The organism is Pseudomonas sp. H26/SER47-MNA-CIBAN-0231 (assembly GCF_040310465.1).
GTDB classification, from domain to species: Bacteria; Pseudomonadota; Gammaproteobacteria; order Pseudomonadales; family Pseudomonadaceae; genus Aquipseudomonas; species Aquipseudomonas atacamensis.
In genome coordinates, this window is record NZ_JBEOPW010000002.1 from 116,655 (window position 1) to 138,149 (window position 21,495).

Genomic DNA, 21,495 nt, shown 5'->3' on the forward strand with positions numbered 1-21,495 from the left:
AATGGGTTTATTGACGAACGACCGGCGAATTACGCGGGAGGCACTTTCATCACAGAAACGGGGCCGAAAATGTTGGTTTGGTGGTTGCAGCGATTCACCACCCTTAAAGCAGACTTTTCGATGCGGGATTTGTCGGCACGCAATACCCAGCCATGCGCGGCAAAGTTGTAGCCCACGCGCGCGGTCTGGTCGTTAAGGCAGATAATGTTCCAGACTTTGACTTCGTCATTGGCCAATGCGGCAAGAGCTTGCGGGAGTGCTTTTGAGGCGTCGGGCTCTTCGAAAAAACGTGCATCGAGACCATCCAGATAGACACGGTCAAAGACCAGATCGACCGTATGTACAACTCCACCGGTGGCAATAACGCGGATCTGGTCTATCAAATCCTCGCTTTCATAGACAGGCAGATAAAAAGTGGTAGTGCCGATGGAAAGCCGGTTTTCTTCGAGTTTTATATCGATCTCGCCGAGCTGCGTTGCATCAAGTTCCCAGGTGGATGAGTAGGGAAGCCGCTCTTTGGCATTGGCGAGCGCGCCAGGAGTCGAGAGTCTGATAGTCATGTCAGGCAGTACGTGGATGAGATAACTCGCACCCACTCCTTCATAGGCGTCCATGCTGGTTTGCACGGCCAGTGGTATCGGCATTGCGCAACTCCTCGTAGTGCCAAGCGAGTAACCCGCTTTCTCAGGCAGCGCATAAAAGCACTGTCGAGAACGACCCGTGAGTGGCACTTTCATCTGGGTTACCCAATGCCTCGAGACCGAGAAGTCAGTAAAGGCTGGCGGGATGTCGGTTTCCGCTGTAAGACCAGCGTTTGCAACGACACCGTCCTTGAAAATCAACACATAACGGCCGAACGGTCGCACGGCCATGGTTCGCAGGATCTTGATGATATTGTCGTGATCGTCTTCGCTACGCGCAGCCGAGTAATAATTCAGCTTGATGGTCTTCGCGCCGAAGTGATAGACGAGATGGCAGCCGACAGTCAGTCGATATGACTTGGGTTTGTCGGAGAAAAAATGCGCCTCGGCTTTTGTCAGCTCATCACTGGTGAAGTCCAGATATATCCGGGTTATGACATCCGGACGTAAAACCGCGTAGAAAGTGTTGGCCTTGCCGGTTCTCGGTACGTAATAGCTCGCTTCCTTGCGGTGTCGGATCCAGCATTCCGGCGCATAAATAATGATCGGTGTTACCGGTTTGCCACGTTTGACGAAAATTTCCGGTATATCGGCGGTGTGGCCATCCGGGATTGTTTCAGGCAGGTCAAGTCTGAAATGGCAATCATCACTGGTTATGAAAATCAGATTTTTGTTGCTCAGCTTTCTTGTGCCTTCGTTTTTCTTGTAAACGTCATGAATGGTCAATACGTTTTTGGGATTGTCATGAGTTTCGAAGCCTGAGCGGATGACCAGGTCATTGCCCTCGATAGCCCAGGACTCAATCAGGTCCTTGCGCCAATTCATGACGATATAACTGGTCTGTTCACCATCATCGATAATGGAAAAACGACCAGCCACATGCGCAATGTAATATTGATCCGCACCGGCGCCTCCCGACGCTTTTGCTTTTTCGCGGGAGAGGAATATCTGATCGTCTCCGGCGCCAGCTTCAATGATGTCGCTGCCCCGTGATTTGATGACGTTGTTTTGCGCAGTGCCGGTTACAACGCTTGCTGCGCGATAGACTGTTTCAATATTTTCGATACTGTCCAGCAAACTGTGCAGGATGGATATCTTGTTATTCTCGGCATCGACATCGCTGGTGATGATCTGCAATGTTCCGGCCAGCAAATCTATGTCATAGCCAGTTCTGTTCGTATCACGAGAGGAGTAATTGCCGCCAAGTACCAGTGTGTCATTTCCTGCGCCGCCGCTCAGCGTTGAATATTCTGCAACATGGCTGTCCTTTTCGAGGAAAGCGGCTGCGTTCTCAAACAGGAACTGGTCATTGCCTTCACCGCCCGACAGTTGTTTTTTTCCTGACTTGTAATAGAACGTGTTGGGTTTTTTTTCTACACCTTTGATCGAGTCATTACCCTCGCTGAGAAACCACAGAATGTTTTTGCCCTCTGCCGCAACTCCCAGTTCCGCGCCGGGTGTATCTTTTGTAACCCCTGCGCTTGCATCAATGATGTCATCGGTGCCTACCACTTCAGGGACATTGACCGACTCCCACGCATCCTGTTTGGTCCACCAGTTTCGTTTCCAGACCCGCGTCGGTTTCAGGCGTACATCAAACTTGCCATTGACGATGGCTTCGGTGCTCTCTTTCAAGGGGCCATCGAGTAGCGTTCTCGCGGTCTTTTTTAACTGCAATGAGTGTTGAAGTAGTGTTTTGGCCTTGATATAGCGGTTTTGAACGCTTTCGTCGACGTCCATCATGCAGAACGAAAACCATCCGCTACGCCACCGCTCATCAACGGTTAATTCGATGTAGTCATCTATGTCGTCAACGATACGTACCGCACCGTAGACCTGCGAGCCAATGGCGAGAATCGCGCCGGCTGCAAGCCCGACGGGGCCGGCAAGCGAGAAACCGGCCATCGCGGCAGTGCCGAGAATGACGGTCATGGCTGCACTGGTAATGCTCAGGCCAGCGCTGACGTAATGATCCATAGCCTCTTTGCCGGTGGCATTCTCAGCGGCGTTCATGGATCTCACGGCGGTAAAGATGTCGAAGGGCAGCGTCAGCATGCCGCCGACCAGACCGCCCGATCGACCCAGTCTGAGGGCGAAGCGTGTTCGGGCGAAGTCCCGGTAAGCATTCTGTCCGGCTGTGAGCATCTGTGTGGCTATTTTACTGACCGTGACATCGGCCGCGATGGAGGCCAGCTCCGACGCAATGCCCGCGCTGTTTATCGCTACTTCAGCACGGTTATCGGCTTTGATCGCATCGATTACGCCACGAATCCCCATGAAAATGCCGAAACCCTGGATGCCCAGGCTGGAGCCCAGCGTCGCGTAGCTTTTGGTCAATGCCGCCCAGCGGGGATGATGTTTGGGGACGTGCACGTGTTGTAGATCAAGCGACTGTGCTGCGCTCAGAAGTTTTACCAGTTTGTCGCGGTAATTGCCGGCTACCTTTTCATTGGCAATGTTTTCCCTCAAGAGCTGAGGGGCGCCAAGCGGGCGCTGGCTGGCCATTTCAAACAGGAGCGTGGGTAACAAGTAGCCATCGCTGCCTGTTGAAGTTTTCAGAAAGTGTTCAACTTTATTGGCGTCGAACTGCAGGCTATTGATAAAAGAAAGTTTGGGGCGGCGAAAGAAGCTGTTCTGGCCATTCAATGGCTGACCGTCAATTGTTGCGCCTAGTCCGTCGAGCGCTGTACGAGTAATCGAAATATCGCCAATCTCCAAAGGGCCGAACACTTCGTCCACCATTTGCAACTGACTCGATTTTCCACTGGTTTGGCCATGGTCGATGGTTGAAGGCTTGTATTCGTTGGATTCATAGCCCAAATCCATAACTATGACGGTATCGGAAACAGGTTGGGTGTCCGCATGTATTGCAGGGTCGGTTTGTGCTATTGCTTCGCGTATAAGTGTGGCCATTAGAACTTCCTTGTTCCGGCAATTGTTGTTAAGGCCAAGGATATTACGTTGGCCTTTCGAGACCTGTATATCGAAGGGTTGTTGCTATCTATTGCATATCAGGGACTGGATGTTGCTCACACTTAATTGATTCATGAACAACATGATCCTGCCCGAGATCCATTCCGGCAGGATAATCAATAGTGGCGCTTTTCAGTCAGTGGCTGCCAAGCAACGACGCCGCGCCAGCACCACCAAACAGTCCGGCACTCACCCGATTGAACCAACTCTGGCCTTTGCCGCTGCGCAAATAACGTGCGGCACCATTGGCACCCAGACCGTAAGCCAGTTTGCAGCACAGATCGAGCACTACCCAGGTCGCAATCATGATCAGTAACTGCGGCAGAAACGGTTGGTCTGCGCGGAGGAACTGTGGAAGAAACGCGGCGAAAAACAGGATGTCCTTAGGGTTGCTCGCACCCAGTACAAAAGCGCGTCCGAACAATGTGCGAAAACGCGGCACCGGTGCGGCTTCGGGTACTTCGGCACCCGTCGATGGCTGACGCGACTGTTGCCAGCTCTGCCAGGCGAGATAAAAAAGGTACAGCGCACCGATGATTTTCAGCGCGCTGAACAACTGTTCCGAGGCCAGCAACAGAGCGCCAAGCCCCAGTGCCGAAGCGCTGAGCAGGCAGATCGAGGCGATCACGCCACCCAGGAACGCGGGGTACGACCTGCGTAAACCGTAATTCAGACTGTTGCTGATCATCAGCAATGACAGTGGCCCCGGGATCAGGATCACCACCAGTGCAGCGCCACTGAACAGCAGCCAGGTTTCCAGACTCATCGTTTTGCTCCTTTGTTGTTATCGAGATGTGCAAAAGCCCCACCGGTGAGGGTGAGGCTGGTTTGAAGCCTGAACCGCGCAGCGCTTACAGGAAGATGAACTTGGCGATGAAGATCGCGCAGAGCACCCACAGGCTGACGGAAATTTCCTTGTACTTGCCGGTGCCGGCCTTCAACGCGACGTAAGTAATAAAGCCCAGCGCGATGCCGTCGGCGACGGAGAAGGTCAGCGGCATCATGATCGCCGTGACAATCGCCGGAATGGCGTCGGTAGCCTCGTCCCATTCGATGTGGGCCATGCCGCCCATCATCAGCATCGCCACGTAAATCAGGGCACCTGCTGTGGCATAAGCGGGAATCATGCCAGCCAGCGGTGCGAAAAACATGGCCGCTATAAATAGCACACCCACGGTGACGGCGGTAAGACCAGTCCGACCACCAGCGGCTACGCCGGCGGCGCTTTCCACGTAACTTGTCACTGGGGGCACGCCAACCACGGCGCCGAATACGCTAGAGGCGCTATCTGCCTTCATGGCTCGGGAAAGGTTCTCGATGCGACCGTCAGCGGCGACAAGGTTGGCGCGCTGGGCCACGCCCATCAGCGTGCCGGCGGTGTCGAACATGTGCACGAAGAGGAAGGCCAGTACTACGCTGATCATGCTGACGTTGAACACGCCGGCGACGTTCATTGCCATCCAGGTCGGCGCCAGGCTCGGCGGCGCGGACATGATGCCCTCGTAGTGGACCAGACCCAGGCCCCAACCGGCGAGGGTGACGGTGATGATGCTGATCAGAATCGCACCGAACACGCGGTGGTAACTGAGGATCGCGATCATCAGGAAGCAGATCGCGGCGAGCAACGGGCCGGGTTCGCGCAGCGAGCCAAGTTTGATCAGGGTGGCCGGGCTGTCGACGACGATGCCGGCAGTCTTCAGCCCGATCAGGCCCAGGAACAGACCAACACCGGCGCCCATCGCAAAACGTAAACTGACCGGAATACTGTTGAGCAGCCACTCGCGAATCCGCGAAAAGGTCAGGAACATGAACAGCACGCCCGAGACAAACACCGCGCCGAGGGCGGTTTCCCAGTTGTAGCCCATGGTGCCGACCACGGTGTAGGTGAAGAAAGCATTGAGGCCCATGCCCGGCGCCAGGCCGACCGGCCAGTTGGCGTAGAGCCCCATCAACAGGCAGCCCAATGCGGCAGCGATACAGGTGGCGACGAAGGCTGCGCCGTGATCGATCCCGGCATCGGCCATGATGTTCGGGTTGACGAAAATGATGTAAGCCATGGTGATGAAGGTTGTCAGACCGGCAATCAGCTCGGTCTTCACCGTGGTGCCATGCAAGCTGAGTTTGAACAGACGCTCCAGCAGGCCATTGCGTAATGGCGGCGTGAGCTCGAGCGGCGGTGCTTCGGATTTGCGGCTTTCCACAGCGAGTACTCCTCAAGAGTTTTATTGTTATTTCCAGGGCCGGACCCCATGAGGGGTGGCAGCGGCCCTTTGAGGCATACGCGAATTTGTTGACCGTGTAGTCAGGAACTCGCACGCAGTGGATTATGCTTTTGTGTACAAATAAAGCAAATATTGTTTTGGTTTTTGTCGCCGATTTTTTTGCTGATAGGGATATATGCCCATCCAGGATGGCTTCGCGAGCAGGCTCGCTCTCACCTTTGTAAAGCGTTCCCATGTGGGAGCGAGACTGCTCGCGAAGAGGGCGGTCCTGTCAATCAAGATGCGTCTGACTGCCCCCAAGCGCCAGATTCACCGCCAACCACCCATTCACCGCCGCTTCCCCCGCCTCGGCAAACACCCGCTCAAGCAATTTCACCTGCTCACGGCGCAACGCCTGCTCGAACTTCGCGCCTTCCGCCGTCAGCTCAAGCAGGCGCTTACGCTTGTCCGTCTGTGAAGCGACGCTGTCGACCAGATGCATTTCCTGCAACTGGCGCAGGGGCATGTTCAACGCTTGTTTGCTTACGCCCAGCAGGGCCAGCAACTCTTTCACACTCAGGTTCGGATAGCGCGCGATGAAAAACACGATGCGCTGATGCACCCGCGAGAGTCCGCGGCGCTCGAGCATTTCATCCGCCTTGGCCGTGAACGCCTGATAGCCGAAGAAGAACGCTTCCATGGCCTGTTGCTGAGTTGCGGGGTTTTTAAGGTCAAGCATGTTGACGTACTCGCTCAAGCTGTCGTAGTTTCAGTCAACCAGTTTGACTCATTTTTTACCTGCCTCGCTACGGTGATCCCCATGGCTTTTTCCGAACGTGTCTCGCGCCTGAAAAGTTCTTTGATCCGAGAAATTCTCGCCGCCGCCCAGCGTCCAGAGGTGATGTCGTTTGCCGGCGGTTTGCCCGCTGAGACGATGTTGCCGAAGGTGGAGTGGGACGAGATGCCGCTGTCGCTGGGGCAGTACGGCATGAGCGAAGGCGAGCCGGCCTTGCGCGAGGCGCTGGCGGCAGAGGCGAGGGCGCTGGGCCTTGAATGCGAGGCGAGTCAGGTGCTGGTGGTCAGCGGCTCGCAGCAAACCCTGGATCTAGCGGCCAAGCTGTACATCGACAAGGGCACGGAGATTCTGTTGGAGGCGCCGACTTATCTGGCCGCGCTGCAAATCTTCCAACTGTTTGGCGCCGATTGCCTGACCGTGCCGCAGGAAGCCGACGGACCCAACCTGGCGCAACTGCGCAAACGTCTGGAACAACACCGTCCGGCGTTTATCTACCTGATCCCGACGTTTCAGAATCCTTCCGCCGTGCGCTACAGCGAGGCCAAGCGCGCCGCAGTCGCGGCATTGCTCGATGAATTTGGCGTCACGCTGATTGAAGATGAGCCATACCGCGAACTGACTTTCGATGGTGGCAGCGCGAAGCCGATTGCGGCGCGTCTGAGAAAAGCCAGCTGGATCTACACCGGCACCGTGTCGAAAACCTTGCTCCCGGGTTTGCGTGTCGGTTACTTGATCGCCAGTCCGGATCTGTTCCCGCACCTGCTCAAACTCAAGCAATCGGCGGATCTGCACACCAATCGCATCGGCCAATGGCAGGCGCTGCAATGGATCGGCTCGCAGAAGTATCAACAGCATTTGAGCGAGCTGCGGGATTTCTATCGGCAGCGGCGCGATGCGTTTCAGTTGGCGCTGGAAGAGCATTTTGCCGATCTGGCTGAGTGGAACATGCCCCAGGGCGGGCTGTTTTTTTGGCTGACGTTGAAGCAACCGCTGGACACCCGGTCATTGCTCAATGAGGCGTTGGCCAATGATGTGGCATTCATGCCCGGTGAGCCGTTCTTTCCTGAGCCGGACAAGCATCATGGGCATTTGCGCTTGAATTTCAGTCACATCGATCCGTCGCGGCTGGATGAAGGGCTGAAGCGGTTGGCGGCGGTGGTGCGGCGGGCGCAGATGGAAAGGGCGGCCTAGCAAAAACGCCGGCTCAAGGGCCGGCGTTGTCAGTGTGGCCTCATCGCGAGCAGGCTCGCTCCCACAGGACGGGATGCGTTTCAAGGGTGGGAGCGAGCCTGCTCGCGAAGGCGGCTAGCGCTCCAACCCATTAACATCAGACCGCCGCAAACCGCTTATCCAGATAATCGATAATCACCTTGGATTCATACATCCAGGTGGTTTGCCCGTTCTCTTCAATACGCAGGCAAGGCACTTTGATTCGGCCACCCTGTTCCAGCAGGGTCTGGCGATCCTGCTCGTTGTTCTTCGCGTCTTTCAGCGCCACCGGTACATTCAGGCGATGCAGGGCGCGGCGGGTTTTCACGCAGAACGGGCAGGCGTGAAACTGATACAGCGTCAGATCTTTCGCGGCAGCGTCGACTTGCGCCTGAGCAGTAGCGGGGCGCTTTTTCTTGCCCGGGCGGGTAATGAAGTCGATGAAGATAACCAGTTGGCCGAGGCCGACACGAAGCGCTTTGACGAACACGTTGAAAGCCTCACGGTGCAAATGAAGAAAGGCGCGCAGCTTACCCGATTTTTCACAGGCGAAAAAAAACCGGCGATCAATGCCGGTTCTTTTCTGTTGCGAATTACTTGATGAGGCTGAGGAATTCGCTACGGGTTGCCGCGTTTTCACGGAATTCACCGAGCATCACCGAAGTGATCATCGACGAATTCTGCTTTTCGACGCCGCGCATCATCATGCACATGTGCTTGGCTTCGATCACCACGGCCACGCCCAGCGCGCCGGTGACTTGCATTACCGCGTCGGCGATCTGGCGGCTGAGGTTTTCCTGAATCTGCAGGCGGCGCGCGTACATATCGACGATCCGCGCAACCTTCGACAGGCCCAGCACTTTGCCGCTCGGGATGTAGGCGACATGCGCCTTGCCGATGAACGGCAGCAGGTGGTGTTCGCACAACGAATACAGCTCGATGTCCTTGACCAGCACCATCTCGCTGTTGTCGGAGCTGAACAGGGCACCGTTGGTGACCTCTTCGAGCGTCTGTGCATAACCGCGGCAGAGGTACTGCATGGCTTTGGCGGCACGCTTTGGCGTGTCGAGCAGGCCCTCGCGGGACACGTCCTCGCCCAATTGGCCGAGAATCGCGGTGTAATTCTGTTCCAGGGACATGAAACTACCTGTGGGGATTTTCGCAAAGGGCAAGGGTACGGTGGCGGACACAACCCTGCAAGTTCGGTGTGACGGCTTTATTCGTCGCGGCCTTCCATCATCGTCCGTTTCAGCATCACATAAACCGCGCCGGCGCCGCCGTGGCGGGCCTGGCAGGAGCAGAAACCGAGCACTTGCGCATGCTGGCGCAGCCAGGTGTTGACGTGGCTTTTGATCATCGGGCGCTTGCCATCCAGGCGCACAGCCTTGCCGTGCGTCACGCGCACGCAGCGGATTTCGAATTTGGTCGCTTCGGCGAGAAAGGCCCAAAGTGTTTCCCGAGCCTTTTCCACGCTCATGCCGTGCAGGTCGAGGCTGCCTTCGAACGGGATCTGCCCGACCTTGAGCTTGCGCATCTGGCTTTCCTGCACGCCATCGCGGGACCACATCAGCTCGTCTTCCGGGCCGACGTCGATCACGAACTGGTCGGACAAGCCGTCAATGATGGTGGTGTCGCTGCGCACGGTGGCGGACTGACGCAGCTTGGCGATCTGCGCGCGGTCAGCCTTGGGTTTGCCGGTGTCGGCGCGGTCGTGCTTGATCGGCTTGACGCCCTGGATGGCACTTTTGAACAGAGAAAAATCGTCGTCTTGCATGTCAGCCTCCGCGAAGGGCGGCCAGTTTACCCAAGTCGACAGAAAACGGCCCGGCAAAAAGCCAGGCCGTTGGGTCAGTCGTGTTTTTTCATCAGATGCGGGGACATGTTCAGTTCCCGCGATTGCCGTGCGCGACGGCGGCAGCGGCGCCACAGGGCAACGCCGAAATACAGAAACAGCAAGCCGACGGCAAGCATGATTGCCGAGCCCAGCGGTGATGCGTTCAGGTCACCCAGCGCCGGCGGACGGCCGAGCAGGCTGGCTGCACCAGCCATCGCCAGCAGCACGCCGAACGTCGCCAGAATGGCCGAGATCGCCGCGCCAAATCGAAAACGCCAGTTGCTTTGGCCTTTGGGCCGCAAACGGCGTGCGTCAAATCCATCGGATAACTTCATTCCGACCTTCCTCAATGGTATCGGCCCTTCGACCGGGAGTTGACCGGGTTGTTCCTGAGGCTATGGCATTTGCGGCAAATCAGCGGATATAGCGGATGAGCGGCGCCAATGCACCGCTCACAAGGGCAGGATCAGATCAGGTCCTGAGTCTTGGCCAGCGTGGCGAAGTTGTCAGCCATGATCGCCATTTCCGCTTCCTGCACGCGTTCGGCGCTGAGCACGCCGCCCTTGAACGGCAGATCGCGTGTCGCGCAGGCGTCTTCGACCAGCGTGCAGCGGAAACCGAGATTCTTCGCCGCGCGCACGGTGGTGCTGACGCTGGAGTGACTCATGAAACCGCAGACGATCAGGTCCAGAGAGCCGAGGTTTTGCAGGCGCTCGAGCAGTTCGGTGCCATGGAATGCGCTCGGCAGCAGTTTGCCGATAATGGTTTCATCGCCTTGCGGTTCGAGACCGGGGATGAATTCGCCACGTTCGCCCTGCGGGTCGAACAGGCCACCAACGGTGCCGAGATGACGCACGTGCACGATCGGCCGACCGGCGGCACGGGCTGCGGCAACCACTTGTTTGATGTTCGCGACGGCCGCGTCCATGCCGCTCAGGGCCAGCGGGCCACTGAGGTATTCCTTCTGGGCATCGATGATGACCACGGTGGCATGGCTCAGGGTGGCCGCTGCGTAACCGCGACCGCTGAGTTGAAACATCGTTTTTGGAACGGACATTCTGGGGCTCCTCGGGGTGGGGCTTTTGCGACATTGTCCTCTGGCTGAGCGGTTCTGTGAATCGCTACCATCGTAGGCGCCGTCGTTCTTGGCCTGCAGCCTTGTCAAGTTACACGTTCCGTTCAATGCCTGATGCAAAAAAAAGAAATCTCCTACCGTTGCAGCGCGGTTTTTCCTGCGTCGTCGTCGGGCGTTTTGGCTGCTAGAATCGCCAGTCGTTTTTTCTGGAGTTCTACGCCGTGATCACTTCCCGACTTCGTACCCTGCGCGACCACATCCGTTGGGCCGTCAGCCGCTTCCATGGGGAGGATCTGTTTTTCGGTCATGGCACCGACAACGCCTGGGACGAGGCTCGCCAGTTGGTGCTGGGCGCTTTGCACCTGCCTTGGGAAATCGCCGACAGCTATCTTGATTGCGCGCTCGAAGATGACGAACTGGTCAATCTGCAGCGCTTGCTCAAGCGCCGCATCGAAGATCGCGTTCCCACCGCCTACCTGCTCGGTGAAGCGTGGTTCTGCGGCATGTCGTTCATCGTCGACCAGCGCGTGCTGATCCCGCGTTCGCCGATCGGTGAGCTGATCGAAAACCGCTTTGCGCCATGGATCGGCAACGAACCGGCACGAATTCTCGACCTGTGCACGGGTTCCGGTTGCATCGGTATTGCCTGTGCTTACGAGTTTCAGAATGCCGAGGTAGTGCTCGCGGACCTGTCGTTCGAGGCGCTGGAAGTAGCCAACCAGAACATCGAACGCCATGGCGTCGATGAGCGCGTCTACACCGTGCAGGGTGATGGCTTCGATGGTTTGCCGGGTCAGCGTTTCGATCTGATCGTGTCGAACCCGCCCTACGTCGACGCGGAAGATTTCGCCGACATGCCGGACGAATATCAGCACGAGCCGGAACTGGGCCTGGCCTGCGGTGATGATGGTCTGAATCTGGTCCGGCGCATGCTCGCCGAAGCGGCGGATCACCTGACCGAGAAAGGTTTACTGATTGTCGAGGTGGGCAACAGCCAGGTGCACGTCGAGGCGTTGTACCCGGAAGTCGATTTCGCCTGGCTGGAGTTCCAGCGCGGCGGGCATGGCGTGTTCATGCTGACAGCCGAGCAGTGCCGCGCGCATCAGGCACTTTTCGCAGCTCGCGTCTGACCTCTTTTAGGGACGCAGAGCGTCCCGGGCTGCATTCCCACGCAGAGCATGGGAACGATCGGATCGCAGCCTTCGGCAGCTCCTGCAGGATGTCCATCATTCCAGTGTAGGAGCTGCCGGAGGCTGCGATCTTTTGATCTACCGGTGCGTAGCAATCCAGATCAACAACCCCGCCTGAAACACCGCAAACGCCACCAGACACGTAATGGTGAAGCGCAACCCGGCGTCTTCACGCTTGAACTTGCTGACTTTCTCTTCCTGCTTCTTCAGTTTCACTTCCTGCTCAGCGAGATTCTGTTCGGCCTGCTGCAGCATCTGCGCGGCTTCAAGAATCTCGACGATCTGCATTTTTTCGCTGTTCCAGTCACCCAGTAGATCACCGACCTGAACCGCCTTGATGCTGCCTTTCAAATGCTGGGCGTCGGCGTAAACCACATCGAAACCGTGCACGCGCAGGAAATGGTCGCGACGCAAGCGAGTGTCTTCGTTTAGCGCGTCCTTGTTGTTCAGGTCCATGCCTTCGACGGTGTAGCCGGGCCAGCGCTTTTTCGCCCAATTGATGCCTTGCGCGGCCATGAAACGACCAATGCCGCGATTCAGCGGTTCGACCTGCAAGCCACTGTCGGGACCGAAACTCACACGTTTGCTCGCGTGGTCGACCCACACATCAAGATGATTTTGTTCTTTGCGCACACGCTGGTTGGGCAGCTTGATCGCCATGCGCATCAGGCTGCGCTCTTTGCTGTTGCGCTCGGCGTAACCGAATTCGACAAAGCGCAACGGCCGGCCACCGGTGTTGCGGTCGGTCTGCAGCGGCGCCAGGCGGAGCATCTTGTGGTGCTCGGCCTGAACATCCGCCCACGGCAGTTCGACCGCTGGCGGTGCGTCTTTTTCAGCGCTGGTGTCGGGTGAAGTCTGGGTTTCAGTCATAACGGCGAGATCCTGTCCAAGCCCTGCTTGCCGCCAGACGTTGCGCTGGCGACAAAGGCTTATCGGCCGTTTTCTGTGAGGCTGGAGGGTAAAACGCAGTTAACTTGCACGAATTCCGTCAATAAATTCGATGACGGCAGCGCCGAGTTCGGCGGCCAGGGGCAAATTCGGGTCTTTGTAGGAGGCCAATTGCCGCTTCATATCGTTATGGACGATGCGCAGCACATGATTCATGCCTTCGATCACCGTCAGTTGCGCGTCCGGTTTCGCCGCCTTGAGCAGCTTCGCGTCTTCGGTGCCGACCTGAATGTCGTTGCTGCCCTGAACGATCAGTGCCGGCATTTTCAGCTGGGCAAAGGCTTGCGCCGGGTCCTGACGGAACAGCGAAATCAGGTACGGCTGCACGCTCGGGCGAAAGATCACCTGCAACGGTTGCGGCACGTTGTCATCGGTGTGGCCGGCCTTGAGGCTGTCGAGCAGTTCGTTGCTGCGCAGCATCAGTGGCGGCGGCAGGCTGCGCGCCAACTGTTCGCGGATTACCTGATCGACCGGGCGCGCGCTGCCGGACAGCGAGATCACCGCCGCTGAGTCCAGTTTCGGCGCGGCGAGGCTGGCAATCAGCGCGCCTTCGCTGTGGCCGAGCAGAATCAGTTTGCCGAAACGCGGATCGGCCTTGAGCTTCTGCCCCCACGCCACGGCGTCCGCCGCGTAGCCTTCTACAGACAAATCACGTTCATCAGGAGCGGCCGCCAGGCTCGCGGCGACGCCGCGCTTGTCATAGCGCACGCTGGCGATGTTGTGTTTGGCCAGCACCCAGGCCAAGCGCTTGAGGCTGTCATTGCGCCCGCCGTCGGGGTTGTTTCCGTCGCGATCTGTAGGACCCGAGCCAGAAATCATCAGAACAATCGGCACCGGGCTGTCGGACTTGGGCAGCAACAGCGAACCGAAAAGTTCGCCGCTGCCGGTGTCCAGAGTGACCGGGCGCTGTAGGACTGTCGCTTGGGCAAAGCCGGTAAAGAGGGTAAGACTCAAGATCAGAACTCGCAGCATCATCACGCCATCATTGGTCAAGGTGCCGGTTGGACTCGCCAGCACCACTAAGGTTCGAGGATGAACTACTCGGTTAGCCTGCGTATACTGGCGCGCATCAAGAATTCGGGTTTGATTTCACGGAGCGTCCTGCATGTCCGGCAATACCTACGGCAAGTTGTTCACTGTCACCACCGCTGGCGAAAGCCATGGTCCGGCGTTGGTCGCCATTGTCGACGGCTGCCCGCCGGGTCTGGAGATTTCCCTGGAAGATCTGCAGCGCGACCTCGATCGCCGCAAGCCTGGCACCAGCCGCCACACGACCCAGCGCCAGGAAGCCGATGAAGTCGAAATCCTCTCCGGCGTGTTCGAGGGCCGCACCACCGGTTGCTCGATCGGCCTGCTGATTCGCAACACCGACCAGAAGTCCAAGGACTACTCGGCGATCAAGGACCTGTTCCGCCCGGCCCACGCCGACTACACCTATCACCATAAATACGGCGAGCGCGATTATCGCGGCGGTGGCCGCAGTTCGGCGCGGGAAACCGCCATGCGCGTAGCGGCCGGTGCGATCGCCAAGAAGTATCTGGCCAGTCAGGGCATCGTCATTCGCGGTTACATGAGCCAGCTCGGCCCGATCGAAATTCCGTTCAAGACCTGGGATTCGGTCGAAGAAAACGCCTTTTTCAGCCCTGACCCGGACAAGGTCCCGGAGCTGGAAGCCTACATGGACCAGTTGCGCCGCGATCAGGACTCGGTCGGGGCGAAGATCACCGTGGTCGCCGAAGGCGTGATGCCGGGTCTTGGCGAGCCGATTTTCGATCGCCTCGATGCCGAACTGGCCCACGCGCTGATGAGCATCAACGCGGTCAAAGGCGTGGAGATCGGCGCCGGTTTCGCCTGCGTCGCCCAGCGCGGAACCGAACACCGCGATGAACTGACGCCGGAGGGTTTCCTCAGCAACAACGCCGGCGGCATCCTCGGTGGCATCTCGTCCGGCCAGCCAATCGTTGCGCATCTGGCATTGAAACCGACCTCGAGCATCACCACCCCGGGGCGTTCGATCGACGTGAATGGCAACCCGGTCGACGTGATCACCAAGGGTCGTCACGACCCTTGCGTCGGTATCCGCGCGACGCCGATCGCCGAAGCGATGATGGCCATCGTGCTGATGGATCACCTGCTGCGCCACCGTGGGCAGAACGCCGATGTGCGCGTGAGCACGCCGGTGCTGGGCCAGCTCTGATGGCTGCGCTCAAAGCCGTCGCGGCATAACCGGCGTGGCGGCGCTTCCTTACTGGCGGCTGTCCAGTTTCTATCTGTTCTATTTCGCCTTGCTCGGTTCGACAGCGCCGTTTCTGGCGCTGTACTTCGATCACCTCGGCTTCAGCGCCGCGCGCATCGGCGAGCTGGTGGCGATTCCGATGCTGATGCGCTGTGTGGCGCCGAACATCTGGGGCTGGCTCGGCGATTACACCGGCAGGCGTCTGGCCATCGTGCGCTTTGGTGCGGTGTGCACGTTGCTGACCTTTTCGCTGATCTTCGTCAGTCAGACCTACGCCTGGCTGGCGATGGTCATGGCCTTGCATGCGTTCTTCTGGCATGCGGTGCTGCCGCAGTTTGAAGTCATCACTCTCGCGCATCTGCAGGGGCAAACGTCGCGCTACAGCCAGATTCGCCTGTGGGGCTCGATCGGTTTCATCATCACCGTGGTGGTGCTGGGGCGGCTGTTCGAATGGCTCAGTCTGGACATTTATCCGGCGGCGCTGGTGCTGATCATGGCTGGCATCGTCCTCAGCAGTTTGTGGGTGCCGAATGCGCAGCCGGCGCAAGGCAATCGGCCGGCGGGTGAGGGCTTTCTCAAGCAATTGCGCCATCCCGGCGTGTTGGCGTTTTATGCCTGCGTCGCGCTGATGCAGGTCAGCCATGGGCCGTATTACACCTTTCTGACCCTGCACCTTGAACGCCTCGGTTACAGCCGTGGCGTCATCGGCATGCTCTGGGCCGTGGGTGTGGTGGCGGAAGTGCTGATGTTCATGGCCATGAGCCGCATTCTGGCGCGCTTTTCCCTGCGCCGGGTGCTGCTGGCGAGTTTCCTGCTGGCGGCGTTGCGCTGGGTGCTGCTCGGTTCGTTTGCGGAGTTTCTCTGGGTGCTGTTGTTCGCCCAAGTGCTGCACGCAGCGACTTTCGGCAGCTTTCATGCGGCTGCCATCGCTTTCGTGCAACGTAGTTTCGGCGCCCGCCAGCAAGGCCAGGGCCAGGCGCTGTATGCGGCACTGGCCGGCACCGGCGGGGCGCTCGGTGCGCTGTATTCCGGTTACAGCTGGAATGCCCTTGGCGCGACATTGACCTTTAGTATTGCCAGTCTCGCAGCGCTTGCCGCTGCCGTTATCATTGCCACATGTATGCAAGAGGACAGGCCATGAGCCTTAGCCGTGAACAGCTCGCCCAGCAGATCGTTGACGCCGGGCGTTTTCTATATGGCCGTGGCTGGTCGCCAGCCACCAGCAGCAACTATTCGACGCGCCTGTCGCCGAGCGAAGCGCTGTTGACCGTATCGGGCAAGCACAAGGGCCAGTTGGGTGTGGATGACGTGCTCGCTACCGATCTGGCCGGCAATAGTCTGGAGCCGGGCAAGAAACCCTCCGCCGAAACCTTGTTGCACACCCAGCTCTACAACTGGCGTGCGCAGATCGGTGCGGTGCTGCACACCCATTCGGTGAACGCCACGGTGCTGTCGCGCCTGACTCCGGAGGACTTCATCGAATTCGAAGACTACGAATTGCAGAAAGCCTTCAGCGGCATCTCGACTCACGAATCGCGGGTGCGTGTGCCGATTTTCGACAACGATCAGGACATTGCACGCCTCGCCGCCAAGGTGCAGCCTTGGCTCGACGCCCATCCCGATTGCGTCGGTTATCTGATTCGCGGCCATGGTCTCTACACCTGGGGCGCGCAGATGAGCGACGCGCTGCGGCAGATCGAGGCTTTTGAATTCCTGTTTGAATGCGAGTTGAAAACCCGCAGCGTCATGAACCGCCAAGGCTGAGTTCATCTGAAACAGCCTGTTTGCCTGATGCCATGCGGCGCCCGACCGGTCTGCAAGAGCCGGACGGCGCCGCCGCTACCGAGGAATTGCCCATGAGCAGCCTGTCCGTTTATCACGTTTCCAGCCCTGAGATTCCCAACAAGGTGCTGACCCATTTCGAAGACATCGCCTCGACGCTGGCCGAGCAGGGCGTGCGTTTCGACCGCTGGCAGGCCGCCGCGAAGATCCAGCCCGGCGCCAGTCAGGAAGAGGTCATCAGCGCTTATAAAGAGCAGATCGACAAGCTGATGACCGAGCGCGGCTACATCACCGTCGACGTGATCAGCCTCAACAGCGACCATCCGCAAAAAGCCGAACTGCGCGCCAAGTTCCTCGAAGAGCACCGCCATGGCGAAGACGAAGTGCGATTTTTCGTTGCCGGTCGTGGCTTGTTTACCCTGCACATCGACGATTACGTCTATGCCGTTCTCTGTGAGAAGAACGACCTGATCTCGGTTCCGGCCGGCACCAAGCACTGGTTCGACATGGGCGAACATCCGCACTTTGTGGCGATCCGTCTGTTCAACAACCCGGAAGGCTGGGTTGCCAATTTCACCGGCGAAGACATCGCCGGTCGCTTCCCGCGTCTGGAGGACTGAAACCGTGTCGATCAAAGCCATCCTCACCGACATTGAAGGCACCACCAGCGCGGTGAGTTTCGTCTTCGACGTGCTGTTTCCCTACGCCGCCAAACATTTGCCCGACTTTGTGCGGCAGAACGCTTCGCGTGCTGATGTCGCCGAACAGCTCGACGCCGTGCGCCGAGACAGCAATGAGCCGCTGGCTGACGTTGAACGGGTTGTTGAAATCCTCTTGAGCTGGATCGCCGAAGACCGCAAAGCCACGCCGCTCAAGGCATTGCAGGGCATGGTCTGGGCGCAGGGCTATCAGGCAGGGCAGCTGAAAGGGCATGTTTATCCGGATGCCGTTGAAGCGCTGCAACGTTGGCATGCGGCGGGTTATCAACTGTTTGTTTATTCGTCCGGTTCAATCCAGGCGCAGAAACTGATTTTCGGCTGCTCGGAGGCGGGCGATCTGACGCCGCTGTTCAACGGCTATTTCGACACGACGTCGGGGCCGAAGCGTGAGGCGCAGTCTTATCGCCATATTCAGCAGGCAATTGGGGTAGATGCGGGGGAGATCCTGTTTCTCTCGGACATCGTCGAAGAGCTCGATGCTGCGCAGTCGGCTGGCCTGAAAACCTGCGGCCTGGCGCGTGAAGGGGGGGAGCTGGGAAGCCACATTACCGTCGACATCTTCACCGGAATTGAACCCGAAGCTTTCTGATCCACACGAATCAAATGTGGGAGCGAGCTTGCTCGCGAAGGCGCAATATCAGATAAAAATTTAGCCCTGACACACCGCTTTCGCGAGCAAGCTCGCTCCCACAGGGTTCTGCATCAACACAAAAAAACAGGCCGTGAAGCGAAAGCTCCACGGCCTGTTTTGTTTATAGCGCTTTAAAAATTACAGCGAGTGATAGGTTGGCAGAGCAAAACGCTGCTGGCTCTGCAGCATTGCAATTTGCGGCAGCTCGCTGGCTTGTTCGGCCAGGTCGCGGCGGATCGCGCTGATCGCCCACGACAGTTGGTCACCGGCATGCAGTTGCTGATACGAGAGGGCGCGTTTGAAGACTTTGCCGTCGCTGCTACGCAGAGTGAGCAGGATGCCACCGTCAGGACGTGGGGCAGTGCTGACTTCGTAGTTGGAGAACAGCGATGTAAATTTTTCTTGAATCAGGCTCATGTCATCAGCTCCGTATGTACTTGAATGGCAAGCATGCGGAGGTAGTTGCAGCGTTTGTGCCAGTATTGGTGCGAATAAAATCCTTTTAAAATCAATAAGTTGAAGGCATTGCATTTTGCAGGCGTCGTGCAATCTGCATGAATGGCCATCGTGCATCCTGCATTTTGCGTGATTTTTCCTTGTACAACGGAACCAAACGTCCGTACCAGAATCCGCTCTTCCCCGGAGGCGCGACGGGATACAAATCATTGCAAAAACCGCGTGTACAGCCCCGCGAGCACTGACGTACTTTCCTTCTCGACCCACAGCGTAAACGCGTCGGTCGCAGTCATTACCCGATAACAAGAACAGCGGTCTGCACGTCAAGATCGAACGGGGAGCTTTCATGCGTCACGCACCAAGCGACACGATTACCTGGGGCATGATGCTCCGCAAACTGCCGATGATCGCCAAGGCCATCCCCCGCGTGGTCAAAGGCATGAAAGTGGCCAATGTCACGGATCCGACCCAAACGTGTGGTCTGGGCTGGACGTTCGAGCAGGCGACGCTGCGCAATCCCGATGGTGTGGCGTTGTTGCAGGGCGACGTGGCGTTGACCTACACGCAGGTCAATCAGTGGGCCAATCGCATTGCGCATTACCTGAGCGAGCAAGGCATCGGCAAGGGCGATGTGGTCGCGGTGTTCATCGAGAACCGTGCGGAATTACTGGTGACAATCCTGGCGCTGGCCAAGCTCGGCGCGGTGAGTGCGCTGCTCAATACCTCGTTGATGCGCGACACGCTTGTTCACAGCATCAATCTGGTCGCGCCGGTGGCTATTGTGGTTGGCGAAGAACTGACCGCTGCCTATGCCGGCGTGCGTGATCAGGTTGCGATCGCAGCGCCGCGCACCTGGTTCGTCGCCGATCAGGACACCTACAGCCATCCGGGCATCGCGCCTGAGGGTTACGTCAATCTGATCAGCGCCAGTGCTGACGCCAGTAGCGATAACCCGCCGAGCAGCGCGCAGATTTTCTTCGACGATCCGTGTTTCTACATCTACACCTCCGGCACCACCGGCCTGCCTAAGGCCGGTGTTTTCAAGCATGGACGCTGGATGCGCAGTTCGGCGAGCTTCGGCATGATCGCCCTCGATATGCGCCCGGATGACGTCGTCTACTGCACCTTGCCGCTGTATCACGCCACGGGTCTGTGCGTGTGCTGGGGATCGGCGATCAATGGCGCCTCGGGTTTCGCCATCCGCCGCAAGTTCAGCGCCAGCCAGTTCTGGAATGATGTGCGCCGCTATCGCGCAACCACCATCGGCTATGTCGGTGAGCTGTGTCGCTACCTGGTCGAGCAACCGCTCAGCGCCGATGACAGCCGGCACGACGTGCGCAAGATGATCGGCAATGGTTTGCGTCCTGGTGCCTGGGCCGAGTTCAAGACGCGTTTTGCCGTCGAGCACATTTGTGAGCTGTACGCGGCGAGCGACGGCAACATCGGTTTCACCAACATCCTCAATTTCGACAACACTGTCGGGTTTTCGCTGATGGCGTGGGAACTGGTCGCTTACGACCATGACAGTGGCGAGCCATTGCGCGGCGATGATGGTTTCATGCGCAAGGTCGGCAAGGGCGAGCAGGGCCTGCTGCTGGCGCGGATCGACGACAAGGCACCGCTGGACGGTTACACCGACCCGCAGAAAACCGCCCGCGTCGTCCTCCACGATGTGTTCAACAAGGGCGATCGCTTTTTCAACACCGGCGACCTGCTGCGCAATATCGGTTTCGGCCATGCGCAATTTGTTGATCGCCTCGGCGATACCTATCGCTGGAAGGGTGAAAACGTGTCGACCACCGAAGTCGAGAATTTGTTGCTGCAACATCCGCTGATCGCTGAAGCCGTGGCCTACGGTGTGGAGATCCCCAACACCAATGGGCGTGCGGGGATGGCTGCAATTACTCCCGCCGAATCCTTGGCCACGCTGGATTTCGCTGAACTGCTGAGTTTCGTCCGGCAACGTATGCCGGCTTATGCCGTGCCGTTGTTCTTGCGGGTGAAAGTGAAAATGGAAACCACCGGGACCTTCAAATACCAGAAAACTCGCCTGAAAACGGAAGGCTTTGACCCCGGGCTCACCGGCGATGACCCGATCTTCGCCTGGCTGCCGGGCAGCGAAACCTATGTGCATGTCAGTGAGCAAATCCTCGCTGAAATTCAACAGGGCAAACATCGATATTGAGTGTGGCTATCGGGACGCTCGGAAAAAACCGAGTGACAGCCACCGTCGCGCTCGGGAAACTGTCGGCTTTCCGATAGACCGAAATGGAGTGCCCCATGTCCGACCAAAGCCGCCAGATGACCCCTGAAGAAGCTGCCGAATTCACCGAGCAGGTTTTCAACAAGGCGCGCGACGGTGATGCCGAGATGCTTGATCGCCTGGTCACCGCCGGGCTGCCGGTGAACCTGAAAAACAGCAAGGGCGACACCTTGTTGATGCTCGCCAGCTACTACGGCCATGTTGATGCGGTGAAGGTCCTGCTTAAACACAAGGCCGATCCGGAAATGCGCAATGGCAACGGCCAGAGCCCGATTGCCGGCGCCGCGTTCAAGGGCGATCTGGCGGTGGTCAAGGCGCTGGTCGAGGCGGGCGCCGAGATTGAAGGTTCTTCCTTCGACGGCCGCACGGCGCTGATGATGGCGGCAATGTTCAACCGCGTTGAAATCGTCGACTACCTGATCGGCCAGGGTGCAGACCCGAAAGCCAAGGACGCCAACGGCGTGACCGCGCTGGATGCGGCGCGGACCATGGGCGCGGTCGATACCACCGCGCAGCTGGAAAAGTTGCTGGCGTAAAGTCC

General features: G+C 58.3%; 21 protein-coding genes. 9 read left to right on the forward strand and 12 right to left on the reverse strand.

Features of this window, described 5'->3' with window-relative positions; genetic code table 11:
• Positions 1 to 29: 29 nt before the first annotated feature.
• From AAEZ10_RS03400 to AAEZ10_RS03415, 4 genes are all read right to left on the reverse strand, one after another.
• Positions 30 to 3,554, reverse strand: coding sequence for a calcium-binding protein (locus AAEZ10_RS03400; protein ID WP_350567684.1), 3,525 nt, complete (start codon positions 3,552 to 3,554; stop codon positions 30 to 32).
• A 196-nt stretch (positions 3,555 to 3,750) separates the two neighbouring features.
• Positions 3,751 to 4,380 carry a LysE family translocator gene (locus AAEZ10_RS03405; protein ID WP_016773765.1) on the reverse strand — a complete coding sequence of 210 codons (630 nt, stop codon included), beginning with the start codon at positions 4,378 to 4,380 and terminating at the stop codon, positions 3,751 to 3,753.
• An 85-nt stretch (positions 4,381 to 4,465) separates the two neighbouring features.
• Entirely contained in the window at positions 4,466 to 5,815 is a 1,350-nt protein-coding gene (locus tag AAEZ10_RS03410) for an NCS2 family permease (protein ID WP_024012217.1), read from the reverse strand.
• 292 nt (positions 5,816 to 6,107) lie between these two features.
• Positions 6,108 to 6,554 carry a MarR family winged helix-turn-helix transcriptional regulator gene (locus AAEZ10_RS03415; RefSeq protein ID WP_282384509.1) on the reverse strand — a complete coding sequence of 149 codons (447 nt, stop codon included), beginning with the start codon at positions 6,552 to 6,554 and terminating at the stop codon, positions 6,108 to 6,110.
• Between the two features lie 81 nt (positions 6,555 to 6,635).
• Here AAEZ10_RS03415 and AAEZ10_RS03420 point away from each other — a divergent pair, with 81 nt between their 5' ends.
• Positions 6,636 to 7,802, forward strand: coding sequence for an aminotransferase-like domain-containing protein (locus tag AAEZ10_RS03420; protein WP_110645132.1), 1,167 nt, complete (start codon positions 6,636 to 6,638; stop codon positions 7,800 to 7,802).
• A 136-nt stretch (positions 7,803 to 7,938) separates the two neighbouring features.
• Here AAEZ10_RS03420 and AAEZ10_RS03425 read toward each other — a convergent pair whose 3' ends face one another.
• The 5 genes from AAEZ10_RS03425 to AAEZ10_RS03445 form a co-directional block, all read right to left on the reverse strand.
• Positions 7,939 to 8,310 carry a glutathione S-transferase N-terminal domain-containing protein gene (locus AAEZ10_RS03425; protein ID WP_122747071.1) on the reverse strand — a complete coding sequence of 124 codons (372 nt, stop codon included), beginning with the start codon at positions 8,308 to 8,310 and terminating at the stop codon, positions 7,939 to 7,941.
• A gap of 103 nt (positions 8,311 to 8,413) precedes the next feature.
• The gene (folE, locus tag AAEZ10_RS03430; protein ID WP_016773769.1) at positions 8,414 to 8,959 is read right to left on the reverse strand and encodes a GTP cyclohydrolase I FolE; all 546 of its coding nucleotides are present in this window, start codon (positions 8,957 to 8,959) and stop codon (positions 8,414 to 8,416) included.
• A gap of 77 nt (positions 8,960 to 9,036) precedes the next feature.
• The gene (locus AAEZ10_RS03435; RefSeq protein WP_016773770.1) at positions 9,037 to 9,594 is read right to left on the reverse strand and encodes a Smr/MutS family protein; all 558 of its coding nucleotides are present in this window, start codon (positions 9,592 to 9,594) and stop codon (positions 9,037 to 9,039) included.
• 74 nt (positions 9,595 to 9,668) lie between these two features.
• The gene (locus AAEZ10_RS03440) at positions 9,669 to 9,989 is read right to left on the reverse strand and encodes a hypothetical protein (protein ID WP_016773771.1); all 321 of its coding nucleotides are present in this window, start codon (positions 9,987 to 9,989) and stop codon (positions 9,669 to 9,671) included.
• Between the two features lie 131 nt (positions 9,990 to 10,120).
• The gene (locus AAEZ10_RS03445) at positions 10,121 to 10,711 is read right to left on the reverse strand and encodes a cysteine hydrolase family protein (protein ID WP_016773772.1); all 591 of its coding nucleotides are present in this window, start codon (positions 10,709 to 10,711) and stop codon (positions 10,121 to 10,123) included.
• 239 nt (positions 10,712 to 10,950) lie between these two features.
• Here AAEZ10_RS03445 and prmB point away from each other — a divergent pair, with 239 nt between their 5' ends.
• Positions 10,951 to 11,859 carry a 50S ribosomal protein L3 N(5)-glutamine methyltransferase gene (gene prmB, locus AAEZ10_RS03450; RefSeq protein ID WP_122602857.1) on the forward strand — a complete coding sequence of 303 codons (909 nt, stop codon included), beginning with the start codon at positions 10,951 to 10,953 and terminating at the stop codon, positions 11,857 to 11,859.
• A 138-nt stretch (positions 11,860 to 11,997) separates the two neighbouring features.
• Here the strand turns inward: prmB and AAEZ10_RS03455 are convergent, their stop codons facing one another.
• Together AAEZ10_RS03455 and AAEZ10_RS03460 are read right to left on the reverse strand one after the other, a co-directional pair.
• Positions 11,998 to 12,789, reverse strand: coding sequence for a hypothetical protein (locus tag AAEZ10_RS03455; protein ID WP_350567693.1), 792 nt, complete (start codon positions 12,787 to 12,789; stop codon positions 11,998 to 12,000).
• 99 nt (positions 12,790 to 12,888) lie between these two features.
• Entirely contained in the window at positions 12,889 to 13,842 is a 954-nt protein-coding gene (locus AAEZ10_RS03460; protein ID WP_073473552.1) for an alpha/beta hydrolase, read from the reverse strand.
• 130 nt (positions 13,843 to 13,972) lie between these two features.
• On the opposite strand from AAEZ10_RS03460, the gene aroC reads away from it, so the two are divergent.
• From aroC to mtnC, 5 genes are all read left to right on the forward strand, one after another.
• Entirely contained in the window at positions 13,973 to 15,064 is a 1,092-nt protein-coding gene (aroC, locus tag AAEZ10_RS03465; RefSeq protein WP_024012223.1) for a chorismate synthase, read from the forward strand.
• A gap of 34 nt (positions 15,065 to 15,098) precedes the next feature.
• A complete protein-coding gene (locus AAEZ10_RS03470) occupies positions 15,099 to 16,244 on the forward strand; it encodes an MFS transporter (RefSeq protein ID WP_073472596.1) in 1,146 nt (381 codons plus the stop codon).
• On the forward strand, positions 16,241 to 16,867 hold the full coding sequence (locus AAEZ10_RS03475) for a methylthioribulose 1-phosphate dehydratase (protein WP_273527758.1): 627 nt from the start codon (positions 16,241 to 16,243) through the stop codon (positions 16,865 to 16,867). The genes AAEZ10_RS03470 and AAEZ10_RS03475 overlap by 4 nt, the downstream gene beginning before the upstream one ends.
• A 92-nt stretch (positions 16,868 to 16,959) precedes the next feature.
• Positions 16,960 to 17,505 carry a 1,2-dihydroxy-3-keto-5-methylthiopentene dioxygenase gene (locus AAEZ10_RS03480; protein ID WP_038861971.1) on the forward strand — a complete coding sequence of 182 codons (546 nt, stop codon included), beginning with the start codon at positions 16,960 to 16,962 and terminating at the stop codon, positions 17,503 to 17,505.
• Positions 17,506 to 17,509: 4 nt separating this feature from the next.
• A complete protein-coding gene (gene mtnC, locus AAEZ10_RS03485) occupies positions 17,510 to 18,193 on the forward strand; it encodes an acireductone synthase (RefSeq protein ID WP_110645134.1) in 684 nt (227 codons plus the stop codon).
• 180 nt (positions 18,194 to 18,373) lie between these two features.
• On the opposite strand, the gene AAEZ10_RS03490 is transcribed toward mtnC, so the two are convergent.
• Positions 18,374 to 18,652, reverse strand: a complete 279-nt coding sequence (locus tag AAEZ10_RS03490; protein ID WP_016773780.1) for a DUF3509 domain-containing protein — start codon at positions 18,650 to 18,652, stop codon at positions 18,374 to 18,376.
• A 385-nt stretch (positions 18,653 to 19,037) separates the two neighbouring features.
• Here AAEZ10_RS03490 and AAEZ10_RS03495 point away from each other — a divergent pair, with 385 nt between their 5' ends.
• Both AAEZ10_RS03495 and AAEZ10_RS03500 read left to right on the forward strand, forming a co-directional pair.
• The gene (locus AAEZ10_RS03495) at positions 19,038 to 20,876 is read left to right on the forward strand and encodes a long-chain-acyl-CoA synthetase (protein ID WP_350567699.1); all 1,839 of its coding nucleotides are present in this window, start codon (positions 19,038 to 19,040) and stop codon (positions 20,874 to 20,876) included.
• A gap of 95 nt (positions 20,877 to 20,971) precedes the next feature.
• A complete protein-coding gene (locus AAEZ10_RS03500) occupies positions 20,972 to 21,490 on the forward strand; it encodes an ankyrin repeat domain-containing protein (protein ID WP_039763836.1) in 519 nt (172 codons plus the stop codon).
• Positions 21,491 to 21,495: the final 5 nt, after the last annotated feature.